Here is a 14,556-nt window from a genome sequence, read left to right as displayed (position 1 = left end):
GCGACGACGGCGTTCATTTCCCGATGTCGCTCCGATACTGCATTCCTTGCCAAGCGATCTTCCCTGCGGCACCATACGCCGTTGAAACGGCATTGCTCAGCGTATCGCCGACAGCCGTTACTCCGAGCACGCGCCCGCCCGCGGTGCAATATTCACCTGCGGCGTTCCGCGAAGTTGCTGCGTGAAAGAGCGTTACGTTAGGCATTGTCGCGGCATCAGGCAGGCCTGTGATCACATCGCCCGTACGCGGCTTGCCTGGATAACCTTCGGCAGCAAGCACGACACACGCCGAGCTTCCTTTTCGCCACTCGATCTCTATTGATGAGAGGCTGCCGTTCAGCATCGCTCCGCAAATATCGACAAGGTCAGTTTCAAGCCGCACGAGAATAGACTGTGTCTCAGGATCGCCAAAGCGTACATTGTACTCAAGCAGCATCGGCCCGGCGGCGGTCATCATTAAACCTAAGAACAGCACACCCCGATAACGCATTCCTTCTCGAATACAGCCGTGCAGTGTTGGCTTCAGTATCCTTTCCGCGATGTCGCCGATCTGCTCAGCGGTAAGCAAGGACGCGTCAGTGAACGTACCCATGCCGCCTGTGTTCGGCCCCGTATCGCCGTTGCCGATACGCTTGTGGTCGCGGGCCGCCGGCATCAGCGCAAAGTCTTCACCGTCAACGAACGCCAACAATGAGACTTCCGTGCCTGCAAGGCATTCCTCAATAATTATCTTTGCCGCTGCCGGACCGCCCGAAGCCGCAAGGTCATTGATCGCTGCGGCCGCTTCCGCCCGATCTCCTGCAACCGTAACGCCTTTGCCTGCCGCCAACCCGTCCGCTTTAACAACGACACTCCGCGATGCATCGCCGAAATCGCCGCTTTCGAGCATTTCGATGGCAAAATCCGGTGAATGTGCGGTGGCATATCGAGCCGTCGGGATGCCGTGCCGGCCCATAAAGTCCTTTGCAAATGCCTTGCTGGCCTCAAGCTGAGCGGCTTCGCGGCACGGCCCGATGATCTGAAGCCCGCGGGACTCGAACTCATCTGCGATGCCGAGTGCGAGCGCGGTTTCGCCGCCGACGAAGGTAAGATCAACGGCCTTCGCTGCTGCAAGATCCGCTAAGGCTTTGACGTCATCGGGACGCACCGGAACGCACTCTGCGATCGCCGCAATTCCGGCATTACCATTGGCACAATAGATCTTCGGCTGATATTTGCTCCGCGCGAACGCACTGCATATCGCGTGTTCGCGGCCTCCGGATCCGATCACGAGAATGTTCATTTTGACCCTGCTACAGTTTATCCTTACGGTGCTCTTGACACAATGGCACGATAATCGTAGATTTTAGGCATTTCAACCTTCCGGCGGCTTCGTGCGGGCCGTGAAAATTGATAAAAGAACCGGATATGTCGAACGATCGACTCGACAACGAAACCATTGTTCCAGAGCATCTGCAGGATCAACACATCACCTGCGCCGATTGCTACGAGGAATTTACATGGTCGGCCGGCGAACAAAGATTCTTTCTCAAAAAAGGCCTCACTGACCCGCCAAAACGATGCCGGCGCTGCAAGCAGGCTAAAACCGATCGCATTGCGTCCCTGCATGCTTCGCGCCAAACGGGAGTTCGTTCGCGGATAGACGTTATTGTTAAATGTGCTCGGTGTGATGCGATGACCACCGTTCCGTTCTTTCCTTCTCAAGGACGGCCGGTCTTTTGCCGCTCGTGCTACATATTTGTCAGCGGAGAACCGAATAAGCCCGATAAGGACGATCAGCCGCCGACGTGAACATTCGGCCGAAGCTCCGGATCCTCTTCCGCCTGCCTAAGGATCTCGCGAGTTACCGGGGCCGTATCTCCTTCGCCGAACAGAATGTATCGGGCAAGGTACATTATGGGATTGCCCTCGCTCCAGCCGAAATAAACGTGCGGTATCTTGCCAGTCTTGTCACGCAAATATAAAAGGAATGCGGCGATCGCGTTGGGCACGGCCGGAGCCTGTGTCCGCAAGATCTTGTAGCCGTCAACATCGACCCCGCGTATGAATAACCTGCCCTTGAACTCGGACGAATCGCCCGGTTCGATCTCGTAGAATAATATCGGGTCGCTCGACGGTATATGGTTATCGACCCGCTTCTCGTGCTCCTTAAAGCGATATTCGGTCATATCGCCGGTCTCGCGTCTGTTGGTTACAATGCGTAGCTCGCCTTCGTCGTTCAGTTCATCAATAAAGCTTTTGGCTGCCGGATCGAGTTCGATCTTATCGATCCGGATCTCGGTCGAGCGCATCGCCCTGGATATGAATGACGAAACGATTATCGCTGTAATAAAGATCATCGCGATCTTGAGCCCGTCAGGCCGCTCGAACATATTGGCAACGGTCGTGTACGCAAACACGATCGACACGATCCAGAACGCCCATGTCCACTTGCTTCGCCGACGCCGTGCCGAGAGCGTAACGGCGATGGCCGCCGATGATATCAGGACCAGGACACCCGTTGCATACGCTCCACCCTGAGCGTCAACATTGGCTTCAAAGATCCACGTTACGGCAAAACAGATCGCGGTAAAAACAAGCGTAAGCGGCCGTGTCGCCCGCGCCCATTCGGGAGCCATGCCGTAGCGGGGAAGGTATCTCGGAACGATATTAAGCAAACCCGCCATCGCTGATGCACCGGCAAACCACAAGATCAAGATCGTACTCAGATCATAGATCGTTCCAAAGATGTCGCCGAGGTATCGGTGGGCAATATATGCAAGCGCGCGGCCGTTCGCCTTGCCGCCATCGGTAGTGACGCCGGCTGCGATCTGGTCCGCCGTACACGAACAATATTCAGGAACCGAGTGTTCGAATATATCTGACCCGCAGTCAACGCGCGGACAAAATTCTTTCGGTTCGATAAGCACACTTGTCGCCAAACTGCTGGCGATCAGCAAAATGCTCATTATAACTGCAGCAGAGATCAGGAGTTTCCGCGTGTTCCCGATACGGTTCGGCCCCTTTATCAGCGGCATCACCGCAACGCCTGTCTCAAAACCTGATAGCCCGAGTGCCAATTTTGGAAAACTTGTGATCGACATCAAAAAAATGCCCGCGGCCCCGGCGATATGCCAGCTTCCCAAGGACATTTTTGTCGTCCACAATGCGTTCTGCCAATTCGCCAGAGCACTCGGATGGGTCAGCACCTCATAAACGCCTGCCGTTATGACAACCGCGTTCAGAGCAAGGTAGATACCGACCAGAACAACCGCTATACCGATCGCCTCGCGAAAACCTTTTAGGAAAACGGCCCCGAGCAAGGCGATCAAGACGAATGTAACGGCCACCGGATGGTCAAGCCACGGGAGAGTTTGATGCACGAACGGGTTTTCGAGGATATGCGCCGTTGCGTCCGCCGATGACAACGTGATCGTGATCACAAAATCCGTCGCAACGAATCCTAACAGGGCAAGGACGAAAAGTTTTCCCTTCCACCGCGAAAGCAAGTTCTCAAGCATCGCGATCGAACCTTCACCGTGCGGACTTTCACGGGCGACCCTGCTGTAAACAGGTAAAGCTCCGAACAGCGTGAGCAGAACGAGTATCAAGGTCGCGACCGGCGAAATGATACCGGCGGCAAGAAATGCAATTCCGGGTTGATAACCGAGGGTAGAAAAGTAGTCGAGGCCGGTAAGGCACATCACTTTCCACCAAGGATTCTGATGATGCCGGCCTTCTGGTTCGCCGGGGCCCTCGATCTCCGGGGTCCCGTCATACAGCCATTTTCTGAGCCAGCTTGGCTTGCTGTTTCTCATCCAAAAAACAGATGCCGCTGATCAAGCAAGTGAGCCACGGCATCTAGAGTCAATCTCGCATTTAGCACCGTTCGAGTGCGATCACCGGAACGGCCGGCTTGATCCTGGAGACCCTCGCTTGCGGCAAAACGCCCCAAAATCAAGTGTGAGGGCGACGTCTCCCACACCGCCGCCCTCGAAACCGCGATTCCTCACATATCGCGGTTAATGTCCACCGGGGTGGTGAACACTGATGATTATAATCAAAGAAGATCGAATTGCAACCTGCGAACTCGGTGGATCCGAATATTTCCAGATCATTTTCGGCCGTCAATTCGCACCGCGCCGATGAGACAATCCCTGCCGCCGAATGCATCGACAAGGCAGATATTGTAACTTCCCTTTGCGGCCGATCCGTCGGTTCGAACACGCAGACCGATAGCCCAAACACCCTCAGCATACTCGCTCAAGGTGATACTCTCGGGATCGATCATCATCGACGGCGAATCGATCTCAACCCTTTGCAGTATTGGTTTTGAAGTGGCCACAATTAAGTATCGCGTGCTTTCACGATCAACCGCAACGGGCTGATCCGCGATCATTCCGTTTTCACCAATGCCGATAAGCGAACCATCCGTGCCGGGGTCACTCAGCCGGAAATTAAGCGCAACGCTCGTACCTGCGTTAAGTTCTGCTTCGCCCACAAACTGCACATTCCCCGATGACGCAGAGTCAACGGCCCGAGCGAAGACCGAATATTTTCCGGCGTCCAGGCCTGAGAACGTATAATTCCCTTCACGTCCCGCTTTAGCTGTCGCAACTACGGCGCCGGACTCAGCATCCTGCACCCAAAGTTCGATTTCCTTGGAGAAGCGGGCCGGAACCTGCACCTTACCGTCGATGCGGCCATAAGTATCGTCATTACCGTAGAGAGCATGAACAGCGGAAATATCATCCGCGGAGACGTCCGCAGAAATTCGAGATATTCCGTTCCGGGCAAGCGTTGCCGACATCACTGAACCAAGTGAAAATGAGTGTCTTAAGCCGAGTAAATGGCCGATTTCATGGCGAAGTGTAGCCTCGAGATCGAAGGTGCCATACGTTCCGTCCGTCGAGAACTGGTGAAACGGGCTAAGGACGATATCACCTTCGACAATGCTTCCGCTGCGGTTTGTAAAGGTACGCGTCTTAGCAGCCGAATCGATGTCATTCGCAAAAAAAAGGATATTCTGCGGTGATGCCGCAACGGTAAGCAGATTGACGCCGTCGGGCGAATTCTTTTGGCTGACATCCCGAAGCTTCGAGGATCGAACAATAAGTTCTATATCAATGTAAGGCTGCCACGCCGCCAAACTGCGGGCAATCGCTCCATCTATATCGCTTCCCGCCTTGATGTTCGGCGAATCCTTAAGAGAGGACGAGACCTTTAGCACTATACGTTCCGAACGCCACCGCGAAGCACGAGGCGATCCGGAACGCGCATCTGCCGCTTCGCCGCCGGCAAAGGCCGCAGAGGCCAAAAATACCAGCAGCATGGCTGAACTGAGATAGTTCAGGAAGCGCATACTAAGATGTTTCCTATTTGTTGCCGCCTTCTCTCAGGCTGGAATCGATCTCGGCGTGTTCGAGATCCGACCATCCGACTATGAATAACAGAACGGCAAGTGCAATGGTTGTAAGCACATAGAGCACCGAGATCTGCTCTTGCCAGATCAAAACACCAATTACAATGCCGACAAGCAATGCCCAAAACATTGCTATCGTGCGTCGGCTGAAACGATCAGAGAACTTGGACATAACCCGTTGATTATATGCGCTCAGGGCTGTTGTTACAACTGAATTCTTCGCTCTGCGTCAATCCACGATCCGCAAAGGCAGGGTAACGACCTTTGCTTCGGGACGTCCCAGCAACAGAGGCGGCGTCTTTCGAGCCTCGGAGCCTTTTGAACGAACATCGACAATATCGAATGGCGAAAGCTTCGGATCCTCCTGCAAGCCCGCCGCAATCTTTTTCAGATCTGCCTCGATCATTGTGGTAACGCCCGCGGTACGCCGATAAATGGTCACAGACTCTCCGGCGCCTTTTGCGAGACCGCCTGCGGCCGCGACCGCTGCGGTCAAGGTGGTCTGTGTATGCGAAGAAACGATACGCGGCTCGACGACACCGCCGATAACGTATATCTCGTCTGCTCGCCGCACAGTTATGATATCGCCGCTGTGTACGATCGGGTTCGCCGCGGCGACGCCGGCAATTATGTCGGCCACACTGATAGCTGTGAACTGCTCCGCACGTTTCGCGGAACCGTCTTTCGCCTCACAATTCAGGGCCGGCGGCCGAAATAACTGTATCTCACCGCTAGCATCGTCAGTAAGCCCACCCGCCATTACGATCAGCTCGAGCAGTGTTGCATCCCTGTTGAGTAGGAATTTCTGCGGCTTGCGCACGGCTCCGTCGAGGATCGCGACCGGCCTTTTCGAGCGATCCAGTATCCGCACGTTCACTTTCGGATCGCGGAGTATCTTTGAAAGCCGCTCTTTTATCTCCCCTGCTATCTCGCTTTCCGTGCGGCAAAGAGCATTGATAGGATCGCCGTAACTGTTAAACCCGTCGAGCATCCCTTCCGGCGTCACGCCGCCGCGCCAATCGAACTCAAAGCTGCCCACAACATCAACGTCGATCAGATCGCCGTAGTGGACAAGGCCGCTCTCTTTTTGCGCACTGATCGAGACAATACACGCCAGAACAGCCGCAAATGCACCGAGCATTATTCTAAGATCGAACGGCCGCAGCATTTGACGTCGCATTGTTTTGGATCGCAGAAACCTACGCGGTGGAATCGTTCTTCTTTCGCTTACGCGGCGAAGATGTAACGGTGCCCGGAACCGCAAAACCCCAGAATTCCCAGTTACATGAGTCACACAGCAGACAATACCTGAAGATCAGCTTGGAGAGGAACGGCGTGGGCCGGTAACCGCGTCGAATACGACTGCTTCTGCACCTTGGACATTTTTGTGAGATCATTACCCTATTAAATTTTACCGATGCGGCCGCTCATTGTCGATCCCTGACTGAGATTTGCTCAACCGTTCGATCTCAATACGTATCTTCTCTGCCGCCGCCCGACGCTCCGCAGTGTCAATATTGTCACGGCCCAAATAAAAGAGCGCGTCACGGTAGCTGCTGACGGCCTCACGATAATTTCCCTTGAAAGCCTGGCGTTCAGCCTCTTCAACAGCCTTTGCAACCCGCGTGGATGCAAGCATTTCGCGGAGCAGTTCGTGCGATTCGATCAAAGAACGTTCGTCCGGATAGTGCTCAAGTGCCGAGTCGATCACGGACAGTGCACTCTGTATGGACTCGATCTTGTCAACCGAACTGACCACGCCTTCGCTGCCTCCGGCCTTTTCACGGGCCTCGATCTGCGCCCATTGCAGCAGGTGTTCGTGATGAAGCCTTGCTGCCAACCGTCTGCCTTTCGTTATTGCAGGCAGTCGAGGCGAACCGATCGCTACCTTGCTAAGTTCGCGTTCGGTCATTGTGAGGTATTCACCGCACATCTCGAAAACCTCACGGTGGGCGGCGCTGAATTTCCCCAACACCCGCGCGGCCTCTGACTTGCGCCGTATCTCATCCAATACGCGCGAGTTATCCTCCAATGTCAGCTTCGGCGGGCGGAAATTGTCAGCCGAAACAGCCCGAACGCCACGCATTTGCCTCTCTAAAACAGCATCTTCCCGCCGATGTCTTTCACGGGAACGCCGCAAAAAAATCTCTCGAAGCACCGTCGCACCGATCAGAAAAAAACTAAAGACAAGCCCTGCCGGTATCCAGGGCATTTCTTCTCCGCCGTCGTGCAGGATGCCCCAAACCAAGAAGAATATCGCGAGGCCGACAGCGATAACGATCATGTAATATGTCGATGCCGGCAGCCATACGCGTCTCCGGCGAAGGTCATTTTTCATTCGGCGTTACTCGGCTGTGAGGCCGATGTTGGAAGCGTTATCTATAGCAATACTCAATGTTTTAGAGCATAATGTCAATCACATCGCATCGCGGCTGCCGCCGGTGTGAGGCGCGGAATATGTATGCCAAAGGATCGCAAAAAGCATGACCGGGAACGCCCTGTATTCGATTCAATTCGAAAACCGACGGCTCCGCCGACACGAAAAATGGACGAAGGCCGTCCGGAATCGGTGGTGCATCCGTCACTTCGTAAAGTGAAGCATAAGCGAAAGATAGTATCGGAGACAGAAAATGAATAGAAACCCTGCGGCTGGGAACCAATCAAAAGGCATTTGGGCACGCCCCGGAATGGAGGTCACCTTCCGGGCCGAGATCATGCCCGGCAAACTGCGAGAAGAGCGTACTTTCCGGATAGCGGAGGTCCGGCCGAGCGGCCGCGTTGTTCTTCAGGATTTCAATGGCGAATATCGGCAGGAGGCATTCGAGAAGATCAATTTTTTGAAAAATCTTACGAAATGATCAGATCTCATAGACCTTACCGATCTCCGCGATCTTCAAATTCTTTATTCCAAGCGCCATTAGTTCTTCGATCACTGTGTGCCGGTACATCGCTTTGATATTCGATACATAAACCGTTGAATGCCGTGTATCAAACTTCGACAGCTCCGCGGCGAGTGACCTCGGCGTCAAATGATGCGACACCTTTGCTAATTCCGAAAACTCATCCGGGAACGCACATTCGACAAAAATCGCGGCGGGGCCTTCGACTGCGGATACTGCGGTCCAGAACTCGTCTGTCTGTGAAGTATCGCCCGAGATACCGATCGCTGTTCCCGAATCCGACACGATAAAACCCGCACTCGGCGGCAAATGATCGACCTCGATCGCTGTTGTCAATAGTGTGCCTATTTTGAACGTACGGCCGAACTCGTATTCGACGTATTCAAGCACCTTGCCGTTCTTGTTGCTCAACTCGGAAAAGCGCGGATAGACCTTCCAATTGAAGACATGTTCTTCAAGGACATCTATCATCTGGCGGGCGGCGTGCACGCGTATCGGCCCCTCGACGGTTGCGAAAAGATCATCGATAAAGATCGGCAGCCCCGCAATGTGATCAAGATGTGTGTGCGAAATCACAATATCGCGGACGGAACTCCGCTGCCGGTCGTCGCAGCCGAACGCGAGGCTTCCCGCGTCAAAGGCAACCGCATCATTTACCACGAATGTGGTCAGACGCTGCTGCTGCGACACGTCTGCGTCGCCCGAAAAGCTGCTCGGAAGTATCTGAACCCTCATTACAGTTCACCGGGCACAGGTCAATGCCCGCCCGCCGTCTATCTCGTAGGTTGCACCCGTGATCCAAGCCGCCTGATCCGACGCAAGATAAAGTATCAATTCCGCAACCTCCTGAGCTGTGCCGACGCGTCCAAGAGGATGCGTTTCCTTTGAATGCTCAAGAAATGCAGAATAGGCATCGTCGTTCATACCGCCGCGCTTGTGCAGATCGGTAACAACCACGCCCGGATTTACGGCATTGACTCTGATTCCCCTTGGAGCAAGTTCAAGTGCGGCACATCGTGTCAACTGATCGAGAGCAGCTTTCGATACACAATACGAAAGTACATTCGGAAACGAACGTGTGCCGGCCACACTCGACACATTTACGATATTTCCTTTGTTTGCATGCATATACGGAACGCATTTCTGCATAAGGTAAAAGACAGACCGGACGTTGATGTCCATCATTCGATCCCAGTCGGCAAGGCCGGTATCCGCGATCGTACCATTCTTGATGATGCCGGCTGCATTTACGAGAACGTCGATATTCCCGAAAGCCTCTGCGACCGACGATGTCAGACGATCGACCTGAGACACTTCAGTAACATCCGCCGGATGCGGCTTTATCGGTCCGGCGGCACTGCCGGCTTCGTCGCGAAGTTCCTGCAGTTTCTTTTCGCGGCGCGCCACGGCTATGACCGTATCGCCCTTTTCAGCAAAAAGTTTTGCGGCAGCCCTGCCGATACCGCTGCTCGCCCCTGTTACAAGGACCGTTCTGCCATTCATATATGCTCTCAAACGTGACGTCTAAGCATATCAGCGCCCGAGGCAAAGATTCAATATGATCTTTTTACTACGTGAAGTGATCGGTAGAAACGACTTGGTCAGTTCGTCTGCATTTGCGGAAGGAACTGTTCGATCGCAGCCCTTGTTTCCTCTTCTTTGCGTGCCTTGAGTTCTGCAACCCAATCACTTACAGTGGCGACAATTTCACGCGCCGTCTGGCGCGGATTATGCTCGACAGGCACTTCGGCTGTCTTTTGCATCTCTGTTTTCTTAATGACCCTTATCTTTGGTTTCTGGTTCATAAGATCTGCTTCATGCGGCCTCGTCACTATACAGAACGTCAGAACCGCCGATCTTTGCATAAGCTGCGACCGAATTTCATACGACCGCACCGGCAGCGAAGTTCAATGAATATATTTCCCGTGTTGACAGTATCCGTATTTAGTTGCAAGTTATTCCTTACGCTTTGAAAAATCACTTGTGAGGAATACCGAATGAGGCATATAGCCGTATCGCTGTTTATTGTACTTTCTATCTCCTTGACGGCCGCGGCTCAGAAAAAGCCTGTGGCCTTTGTCAACGCCAAGATCATCCCGATCGTCGGGCCGCAGCTTGACCAAGGGACGATCATCGTCCAAAACGGAAAGATCGCCGCTATCGGCGACAGCCGATCAATAAAGGTGCCGTCGGGGGCGACGGTAATTGATGCAAAAGGCAAGGTTATAATGCCGGGCCTGATCGATTCACACTCGCACATTGGCGAGCCTTCGGGCGGTGATGCGTCGTCGCCCATACAACCTGACGTTCGTATCCTGGACAGCGTGAACGTCCGTGCCGCCAGTATTCAGCGTGCACAAAGCGGCGGCATTACGACGGTTAATATAATGCCCGGTTCCGGCCATCTGAATAGCGGCCAGACACTTTATCTCAAACTAAGGGACAACGCCGTAAAGATCGATGACCTTATGCTCTATGATGCCGGCGGTAAATATTTGGGCGGGATGAAATTTGCCAACGGGACGAATTCGATCCGTGCCGGCGGCGGCGCCTTTCCCGGAACGCGTGCCAAATCGGCCGCTCTTGTACGTGAGCAGTTCGTCAAGGCTCAGGAGTATCGCGACAAGGTACGAAAGGCGGCCGGCGACGCCTCAAAAATGCCGCCGCGCGACCTTGCGATGGAAGCATTGGTCGAGCTGCTTGACGGCAAGCGTACCGTTCATTTTCATACGCATCGCCACGATGACATTCTAACCGCGATCCGGCTGCAAAAGGAGTTCGGGTTCAAACTCGTACTCCAACACATCAGCGAAGCGTGGAAGGTCGCCGATGAGATCGCGGCGGCAAAGGTGCCTGCATCGATAATCTTTCTTGACTCTCCGGGCGGAAAACTCGAAGTGTTGGATCTTAAAGCTGAGAATGGCGCGGCTCTGGAAAAGGCCGGCGTACTCGTCGGCTTTCATACCGATGACGGCATCACGGATTCACGCTGGTTCATCCGAAGCGCCGGCATGGCGGTTCGTGCGGGAATGAGCCGTGAAAAGGCCTTGTACGCATTGACCATGGGAAACGCGATCATTCTCGATGTCGCTGATCGCACCGGCTCGCTCGAAGTCGGCAAGGATGCTGATATGATAGTGCTTTCCGGTGATCCGCTGAGCGTCTATACGCACATATTGGAGACCTGGGTCGAAGGCAAGAAGGTATTTGACCGCTCAGACCCGAAAGACTATTTGATACAGGTCGGAGGCGCCGGAGCCGCTTCCGACGGCTTTATTGATACGGACGACTATGACGGAGGGAACGACTAATGTATCCACAAATAAAACAGACCGCTCGATCGGTGAAATTCACTCGGCAAAGCTCTCTTCTGCTCATGCTGTTCCTGCTTTGCGGTTCGGCCGTTACGGTTTTCAGCCAGATCGCGATAAAAGGCGACGAGGTGTGGACAATGACGGGCGATCCGATCGTGAACGGCGTCGTTCTCATAAAGGACGGAAAGATCGAGGCTGTCGGCCCGGCAGCAGCCGTCAAGATACCGGCGAACTACCGCATCATTACGGCAAAATTCGTTACTCCCGGCCTTATTGACGCTCACAGCGTCGTCGGGCTGAACGGCTATATGAATCAGCCGCATGACCAAATGGCCCTTGACGGCAGTGGCCCTATTCAGCCGGAACTGCGTGCAATTGACGCATATAACGCCGAGGAAAAACTGATAGAGTGGATCCGTCAATTCGGTGTTACGACCGTTCACACGGGCCATCAGCCTTCAGCTCTTGTTTCCGGCCAGACGCTTATCGCGAAAACTTCCGGTAAGACCGTCGATGGATCGGTGATCGTTCCCGAGGCAATGATCGCGGTAACGCTGGGCAACAATGCTCTTGCCGGCCAAGGCCGCTCGCCCGGCACAAGGGCAAAGCAGATGGCCATGCTCCGAGCGGAGCTGATAAAGGCTCAGGAGAACAGCAAGAAAACGGATGCGTCCAAAGACTTACGCTCCGCCGCTTGGGTAAGCGTGATCAAACGCGAGATACCGTTGCTTATCACAGCGAACAAGGCTCAGGACATAATGTCCGCTCTTCGGCTGGCGAAGGAGTTCGATCTGCGGATCGTCCTTGACGGAGTTGCCGATGCGCAACTCGTGATGGATGACATCAAGGCGTCGGGCTTCCCGGTCATCGTCCACCCGACGATGGCTCGTGCGGGCGGCGACAGCGCGTCATTGTCAATGGAAGACGCGGCCAAGATCAAGCGGGCCGGCATTCCCGTCGCACTACAAAGCGGCTACGAGGGCTACGTTCCAAAAACCCGCGTCGTTCTTTACGAGGCTGCGATGGCAGCACAGAACGGCCTCTCGCGAAATGATGCGATGGCGCTTATCACGATCGACGCTGCCAAGCTCCTGGGCCTTGACAGCCGCATCGGGTCATTGGCTGCGGGTAAAGATGCCGATATCGCTCTGTATGACGGCGACCCGTTCGAATGGACCTCGCATTGCACAGGGACGATCATTAACGGAGTTGTCGTCAGCGATGTCGTGAGATGAACGGCCCGCATACGCATTACCCTGAGGCGGCACGAACCTGCCGCCTCTTTTATTTGCACTTGCCGAACTTGCATTTTGCGATTCACGCCATTAGGCGATTTCATACGTTCGCCGCCTTGTGCTACTCTTCTTTCGAAAGGAAATCCGTCCGCAAAACCGAATCGCACCTATGAGAATTATCGTTCTTCTGTCGCTTTTTTTGACTCTTGTATCGCTTTCCGTTGCTCAGCAGCCGTCGCCTTCACCGACGCAGCGGCCTGCCGCAACGCCGGAGATCAAAGAAGAACCGCCCGTTACGGCAAAACACAGCATCCGTATCGGCGGCCGAGCCTTGAATTACACGACCACGACCGGCTTCATGCCGATCAAGAACCCGGCAACCGGAGATGTCGAGGCGCATATCTTCTATATGGCATATGCGCTTGACAACGCCCCTGCAGGCCGGCCTCTGATGTTCTCATTCAATGGCGGCCCCGGCTCTGCAAGCGTTTGGCTCCACCTCGGAGCGATCGGACCGCGTCGGATCAAGATGCTGGACGACGGCATGCTGCCGCCTCCGCCGTATGAGATGGAAGACAACGCGGCGACGTGGCTCGCTGAAACCGACCTGGTGTTCATCGACCCGGTCGGAACGGGCTATTCACGAGCGGTAAAACCTGAGTTAGGACAAAAATTCTTTGGCCTGAAAGGAGATATTGATTCGGTCGGCGAGTTCATACGGCTGTATCTCGGCCGTAATGAGCGATGGCTTTCGCCGCTCTTCCTTGTAGGCGAATCGTATGGAACAACACGGGCTTCCGGCCTCTCGAATTGGCTCTTTGATCACGGCATCGCATTGAACGGAATTTGCCTCATCTCGACGGTTCTCAATTTTCAAACGATCCGCTTCGCCGAGAATAATGACCTCCCGCTTGTCCTGATACTTCCCTCGTATGCAACTACGGCTTGGTATCACAAGCGGCTCTCACCCGCGATGCAAAGCAGATCAGTTACCGAGATCGCAAAGCAGGCGGAAGACTTTGCGATGAACGAATACCTGCCTGCAATGATGCGGATCGACCGTCTGTCGGCATCTGAGCGTGCATCACTGCTCGAAAAATTCAGTGCATTTACGGGCCTGAGTAAGGAATTCATCGACAGAAGTAATTTCCGCGTAGATCTCGGTCAGTTCAATAAAGAATTACTCCGAGGCGAAAGACGAACGACAGGACGCCTTGACAGCCGCTTTAAGGGCATCGACCGCGATGCGGCCGGCAGCAGCCCCGACAGCGACCCTTCGATGGATGCGATCCGGCCGCCATATACTGCGGCGTTCAACGCATACGTTCGCGGTGAACTCGGCTATAGAACTGATACGGAATATTACATCCTGGGCGGCGGTATAAACGCCCCATGGAATTACGGTCAAAGCAACGGCTATGCGGACACAAGTATGTCGCTGAAGGATGCGATGAGCAAGAATCCATATATGAGGATCATGCTCGCGCAGGGATATTACGACATGGCGACACCTTTCTTTGCGGCGGAATACACCGTCTCAGCAATGAACCTTGATCCGACCCTTCGGCGGAATATCGAGTTCAAATACTACGAAGCCGGCCATATGATGTACATCGATGTCAAACAACTGAGGAAGCTGCATGATGACGCATCCGCATTCATCTCAGGCTCGATCAGAAAATAGAACGGCTATCCGCAAAGCGACA

Annotated in this window: 14 protein-coding genes; 5 read left to right on the top strand and 9 right to left on the bottom strand. The window is 54.2% G+C overall.

Annotation, left to right across the window (positions count from 1 at the left end):
* Positions 1-13 precede the first annotated feature (13 nt).
* Positions 14-1,282 (bottom strand): phosphoribosylamine--glycine ligase, encoded by a 1,269-nt coding sequence (gene purD, locus HS105_05160; GenBank protein MBE7515983.1) that lies wholly within the window; start codon positions 1,280-1,282, stop codon positions 14-16.
* A 125-nt stretch (positions 1,283-1,407) separates the two neighbouring features.
* Here purD and HS105_05155 point away from each other — a divergent pair, with 125 nt between their 5' ends.
* Positions 1,408-1,791, top strand: coding sequence for a zinc-ribbon domain containing protein (locus HS105_05155; protein MBE7515982.1), 384 nt, complete (start codon positions 1,408-1,410; stop codon positions 1,789-1,791).
* Here the strand turns inward: HS105_05155 and HS105_05150 are convergent.
* From HS105_05150 to HS105_05130, 5 genes are all read right to left on the bottom strand, one after another.
* Complete coding sequence (locus HS105_05150) at positions 1,776-3,797, bottom strand: amino acid transporter (protein MBE7515981.1); 2,022 nt, start codon at positions 3,795-3,797, stop codon at positions 1,776-1,778. The genes HS105_05155 and HS105_05150 overlap by 16 nt on opposite strands.
* Positions 3,798-4,093: 296 nt before the next feature.
* Positions 4,094-5,341, bottom strand: coding sequence for a matrixin family metalloprotease (locus tag HS105_05145; protein ID MBE7515980.1), 1,248 nt, complete (start codon positions 5,339-5,341; stop codon positions 4,094-4,096).
* A 13-nt stretch (positions 5,342-5,354) separates the two neighbouring features.
* The gene (locus HS105_05140) at positions 5,355-5,573 is read right to left on the bottom strand and encodes a hypothetical protein (GenBank protein ID MBE7515979.1); all 219 of its coding nucleotides are present in this window, start codon (positions 5,571-5,573) and stop codon (positions 5,355-5,357) included.
* Positions 5,574-5,630: 57 nt separating this feature from the next.
* A complete protein-coding gene (locus HS105_05135; GenBank protein ID MBE7515978.1) occupies positions 5,631-6,581 on the bottom strand; it encodes an SLBB domain-containing protein in 951 nt (316 codons plus the stop codon).
* Positions 6,582-6,812: 231 nt separating this feature from the next.
* Positions 6,813-7,739, bottom strand: coding sequence for a hypothetical protein (locus HS105_05130; protein MBE7515977.1), 927 nt, complete (start codon positions 7,737-7,739; stop codon positions 6,813-6,815).
* A gap of 292 nt (positions 7,740-8,031) precedes the next feature.
* Between HS105_05130 and HS105_05125 the strand changes: the two genes are divergently transcribed.
* Positions 8,032-8,259, top strand: coding sequence for a hypothetical protein (locus HS105_05125; protein MBE7515976.1), 228 nt, complete (start codon positions 8,032-8,034; stop codon positions 8,257-8,259).
* On the opposite strand, the gene HS105_05120 is transcribed toward HS105_05125, so the two are convergent.
* The 3 genes from HS105_05120 to HS105_05110 form a co-directional block, all read right to left on the bottom strand.
* The gene (locus tag HS105_05120) at positions 8,260-9,036 is read right to left on the bottom strand and encodes a 3',5'-cyclic-nucleotide phosphodiesterase (protein ID MBE7515975.1); all 777 of its coding nucleotides are present in this window, start codon (positions 9,034-9,036) and stop codon (positions 8,260-8,262) included.
* Between the two features lie 6 nt (positions 9,037-9,042).
* Positions 9,043-9,804, bottom strand: a complete 762-nt coding sequence (locus HS105_05115; GenBank protein MBE7515974.1) for an SDR family oxidoreductase — start codon at positions 9,802-9,804, stop codon at positions 9,043-9,045.
* A gap of 98 nt (positions 9,805-9,902) precedes the next feature.
* A complete protein-coding gene (locus HS105_05110) occupies positions 9,903-10,106 on the bottom strand; it encodes a hypothetical protein (GenBank protein ID MBE7515973.1) in 204 nt (67 codons plus the stop codon).
* Positions 10,107-10,298: 192 nt separating this feature from the next.
* On the opposite strand from HS105_05110, the gene HS105_05105 reads away from it, so the two are divergent.
* The 3 genes from HS105_05105 to HS105_05095 all read left to right on the top strand — a co-directional run bounded on the left by HS105_05105 (position 10,299) and on the right by HS105_05095 (position 14,534).
* Entirely contained in the window at positions 10,299-11,612 is a 1,314-nt protein-coding gene (locus HS105_05105; GenBank protein ID MBE7515972.1) for an amidohydrolase family protein, read from the top strand.
* A 65-nt stretch (positions 11,613-11,677) separates the two neighbouring features.
* Positions 11,678-12,850 carry an amidohydrolase family protein gene (locus tag HS105_05100; GenBank protein ID MBE7515971.1) on the top strand — a complete coding sequence of 391 codons (1,173 nt, stop codon included), beginning with the start codon at positions 11,678-11,680 and terminating at the stop codon, positions 12,848-12,850.
* Positions 12,851-13,019: 169 nt separating this feature from the next.
* Complete coding sequence (locus HS105_05095; protein MBE7515970.1) at positions 13,020-14,534, top strand: peptidase S10; 1,515 nt, start codon at positions 13,020-13,022, stop codon at positions 14,532-14,534.
* The last annotated feature ends 22 nt before the right edge of the window (positions 14,535-14,556 follow it).

This window comes from Chloracidobacterium sp. (assembly GCA_015075585.1).
In the GTDB taxonomy this organism is placed as follows: Bacteria; Acidobacteriota; Blastocatellia; order Pyrinomonadales; family Pyrinomonadaceae; genus OLB17.
The sequence above is the reverse complement of the archived record's forward strand: the minus strand, read 5'-3'. Positions and strand labels throughout refer to the sequence as shown.

What these genes read in the sequence shown, in the direction of transcription:
- HS105_05100 (MBE7515971.1), top strand. Translation starts at nt 11,678, where the DNA reads ATGCTGTTCCTGCTTTGCGGTTCGGCCGTTACGGTTTTCAGCCAGATC.
- HS105_05130 (MBE7515977.1), bottom strand. Translation starts at nt 7,739, where the DNA reads ATGAAAAATGACCTTCGCCGGAGACGCGTATGGCTGCCGGCATCGACA.
- HS105_05145 (MBE7515980.1), bottom strand. Translation starts at nt 5,341, where the DNA reads ATGCGCTTCCTGAACTATCTCAGTTCAGCCATGCTGCTGGTATTTTTG.
- purD (MBE7515983.1), bottom strand. Translation starts at nt 1,282, where the DNA reads ATGAACATTCTCGTGATCGGATCCGGAGGCCGCGAACACGCGATATGC.
- HS105_05125 (MBE7515976.1), top strand. Translation starts at nt 8,032, where the DNA reads ATGAATAGAAACCCTGCGGCTGGGAACCAATCAAAAGGCATTTGGGCA.
- HS105_05150 (MBE7515981.1), bottom strand. Translation starts at nt 3,797, where the DNA reads ATGAGAAACAGCAAGCCAAGCTGGCTCAGAAAATGGCTGTATGACGGG.
- HS105_05120 (MBE7515975.1), bottom strand. Translation starts at nt 9,036, where the DNA reads ATGAGGGTTCAGATACTTCCGAGCAGCTTTTCGGGCGACGCAGACGTG.
- HS105_05110 (MBE7515973.1), bottom strand. Translation starts at nt 10,106, where the DNA reads ATGAACCAGAAACCAAAGATAAGGGTCATTAAGAAAACAGAGATGCAA.
- HS105_05140 (MBE7515979.1), bottom strand. Translation starts at nt 5,573, where the DNA reads ATGTCCAAGTTCTCTGATCGTTTCAGCCGACGCACGATAGCAATGTTT.
- HS105_05095 (MBE7515970.1), top strand. Translation starts at nt 13,020, where the DNA reads ATGAGAATTATCGTTCTTCTGTCGCTTTTTTTGACTCTTGTATCGCTT.
- HS105_05135 (MBE7515978.1), bottom strand. Translation starts at nt 6,581, where the DNA reads ATGCGACGTCAAATGCTGCGGCCGTTCGATCTTAGAATAATGCTCGGT.
- HS105_05105 (MBE7515972.1), top strand. Translation starts at nt 10,299, where the DNA reads ATGAGGCATATAGCCGTATCGCTGTTTATTGTACTTTCTATCTCCTTG.
- HS105_05155 (MBE7515982.1), top strand. Translation starts at nt 1,408, where the DNA reads ATGTCGAACGATCGACTCGACAACGAAACCATTGTTCCAGAGCATCTG.
- HS105_05115 (MBE7515974.1), bottom strand. Translation starts at nt 9,804, where the DNA reads ATGAATGGCAGAACGGTCCTTGTAACAGGGGCGAGCAGCGGTATCGGC.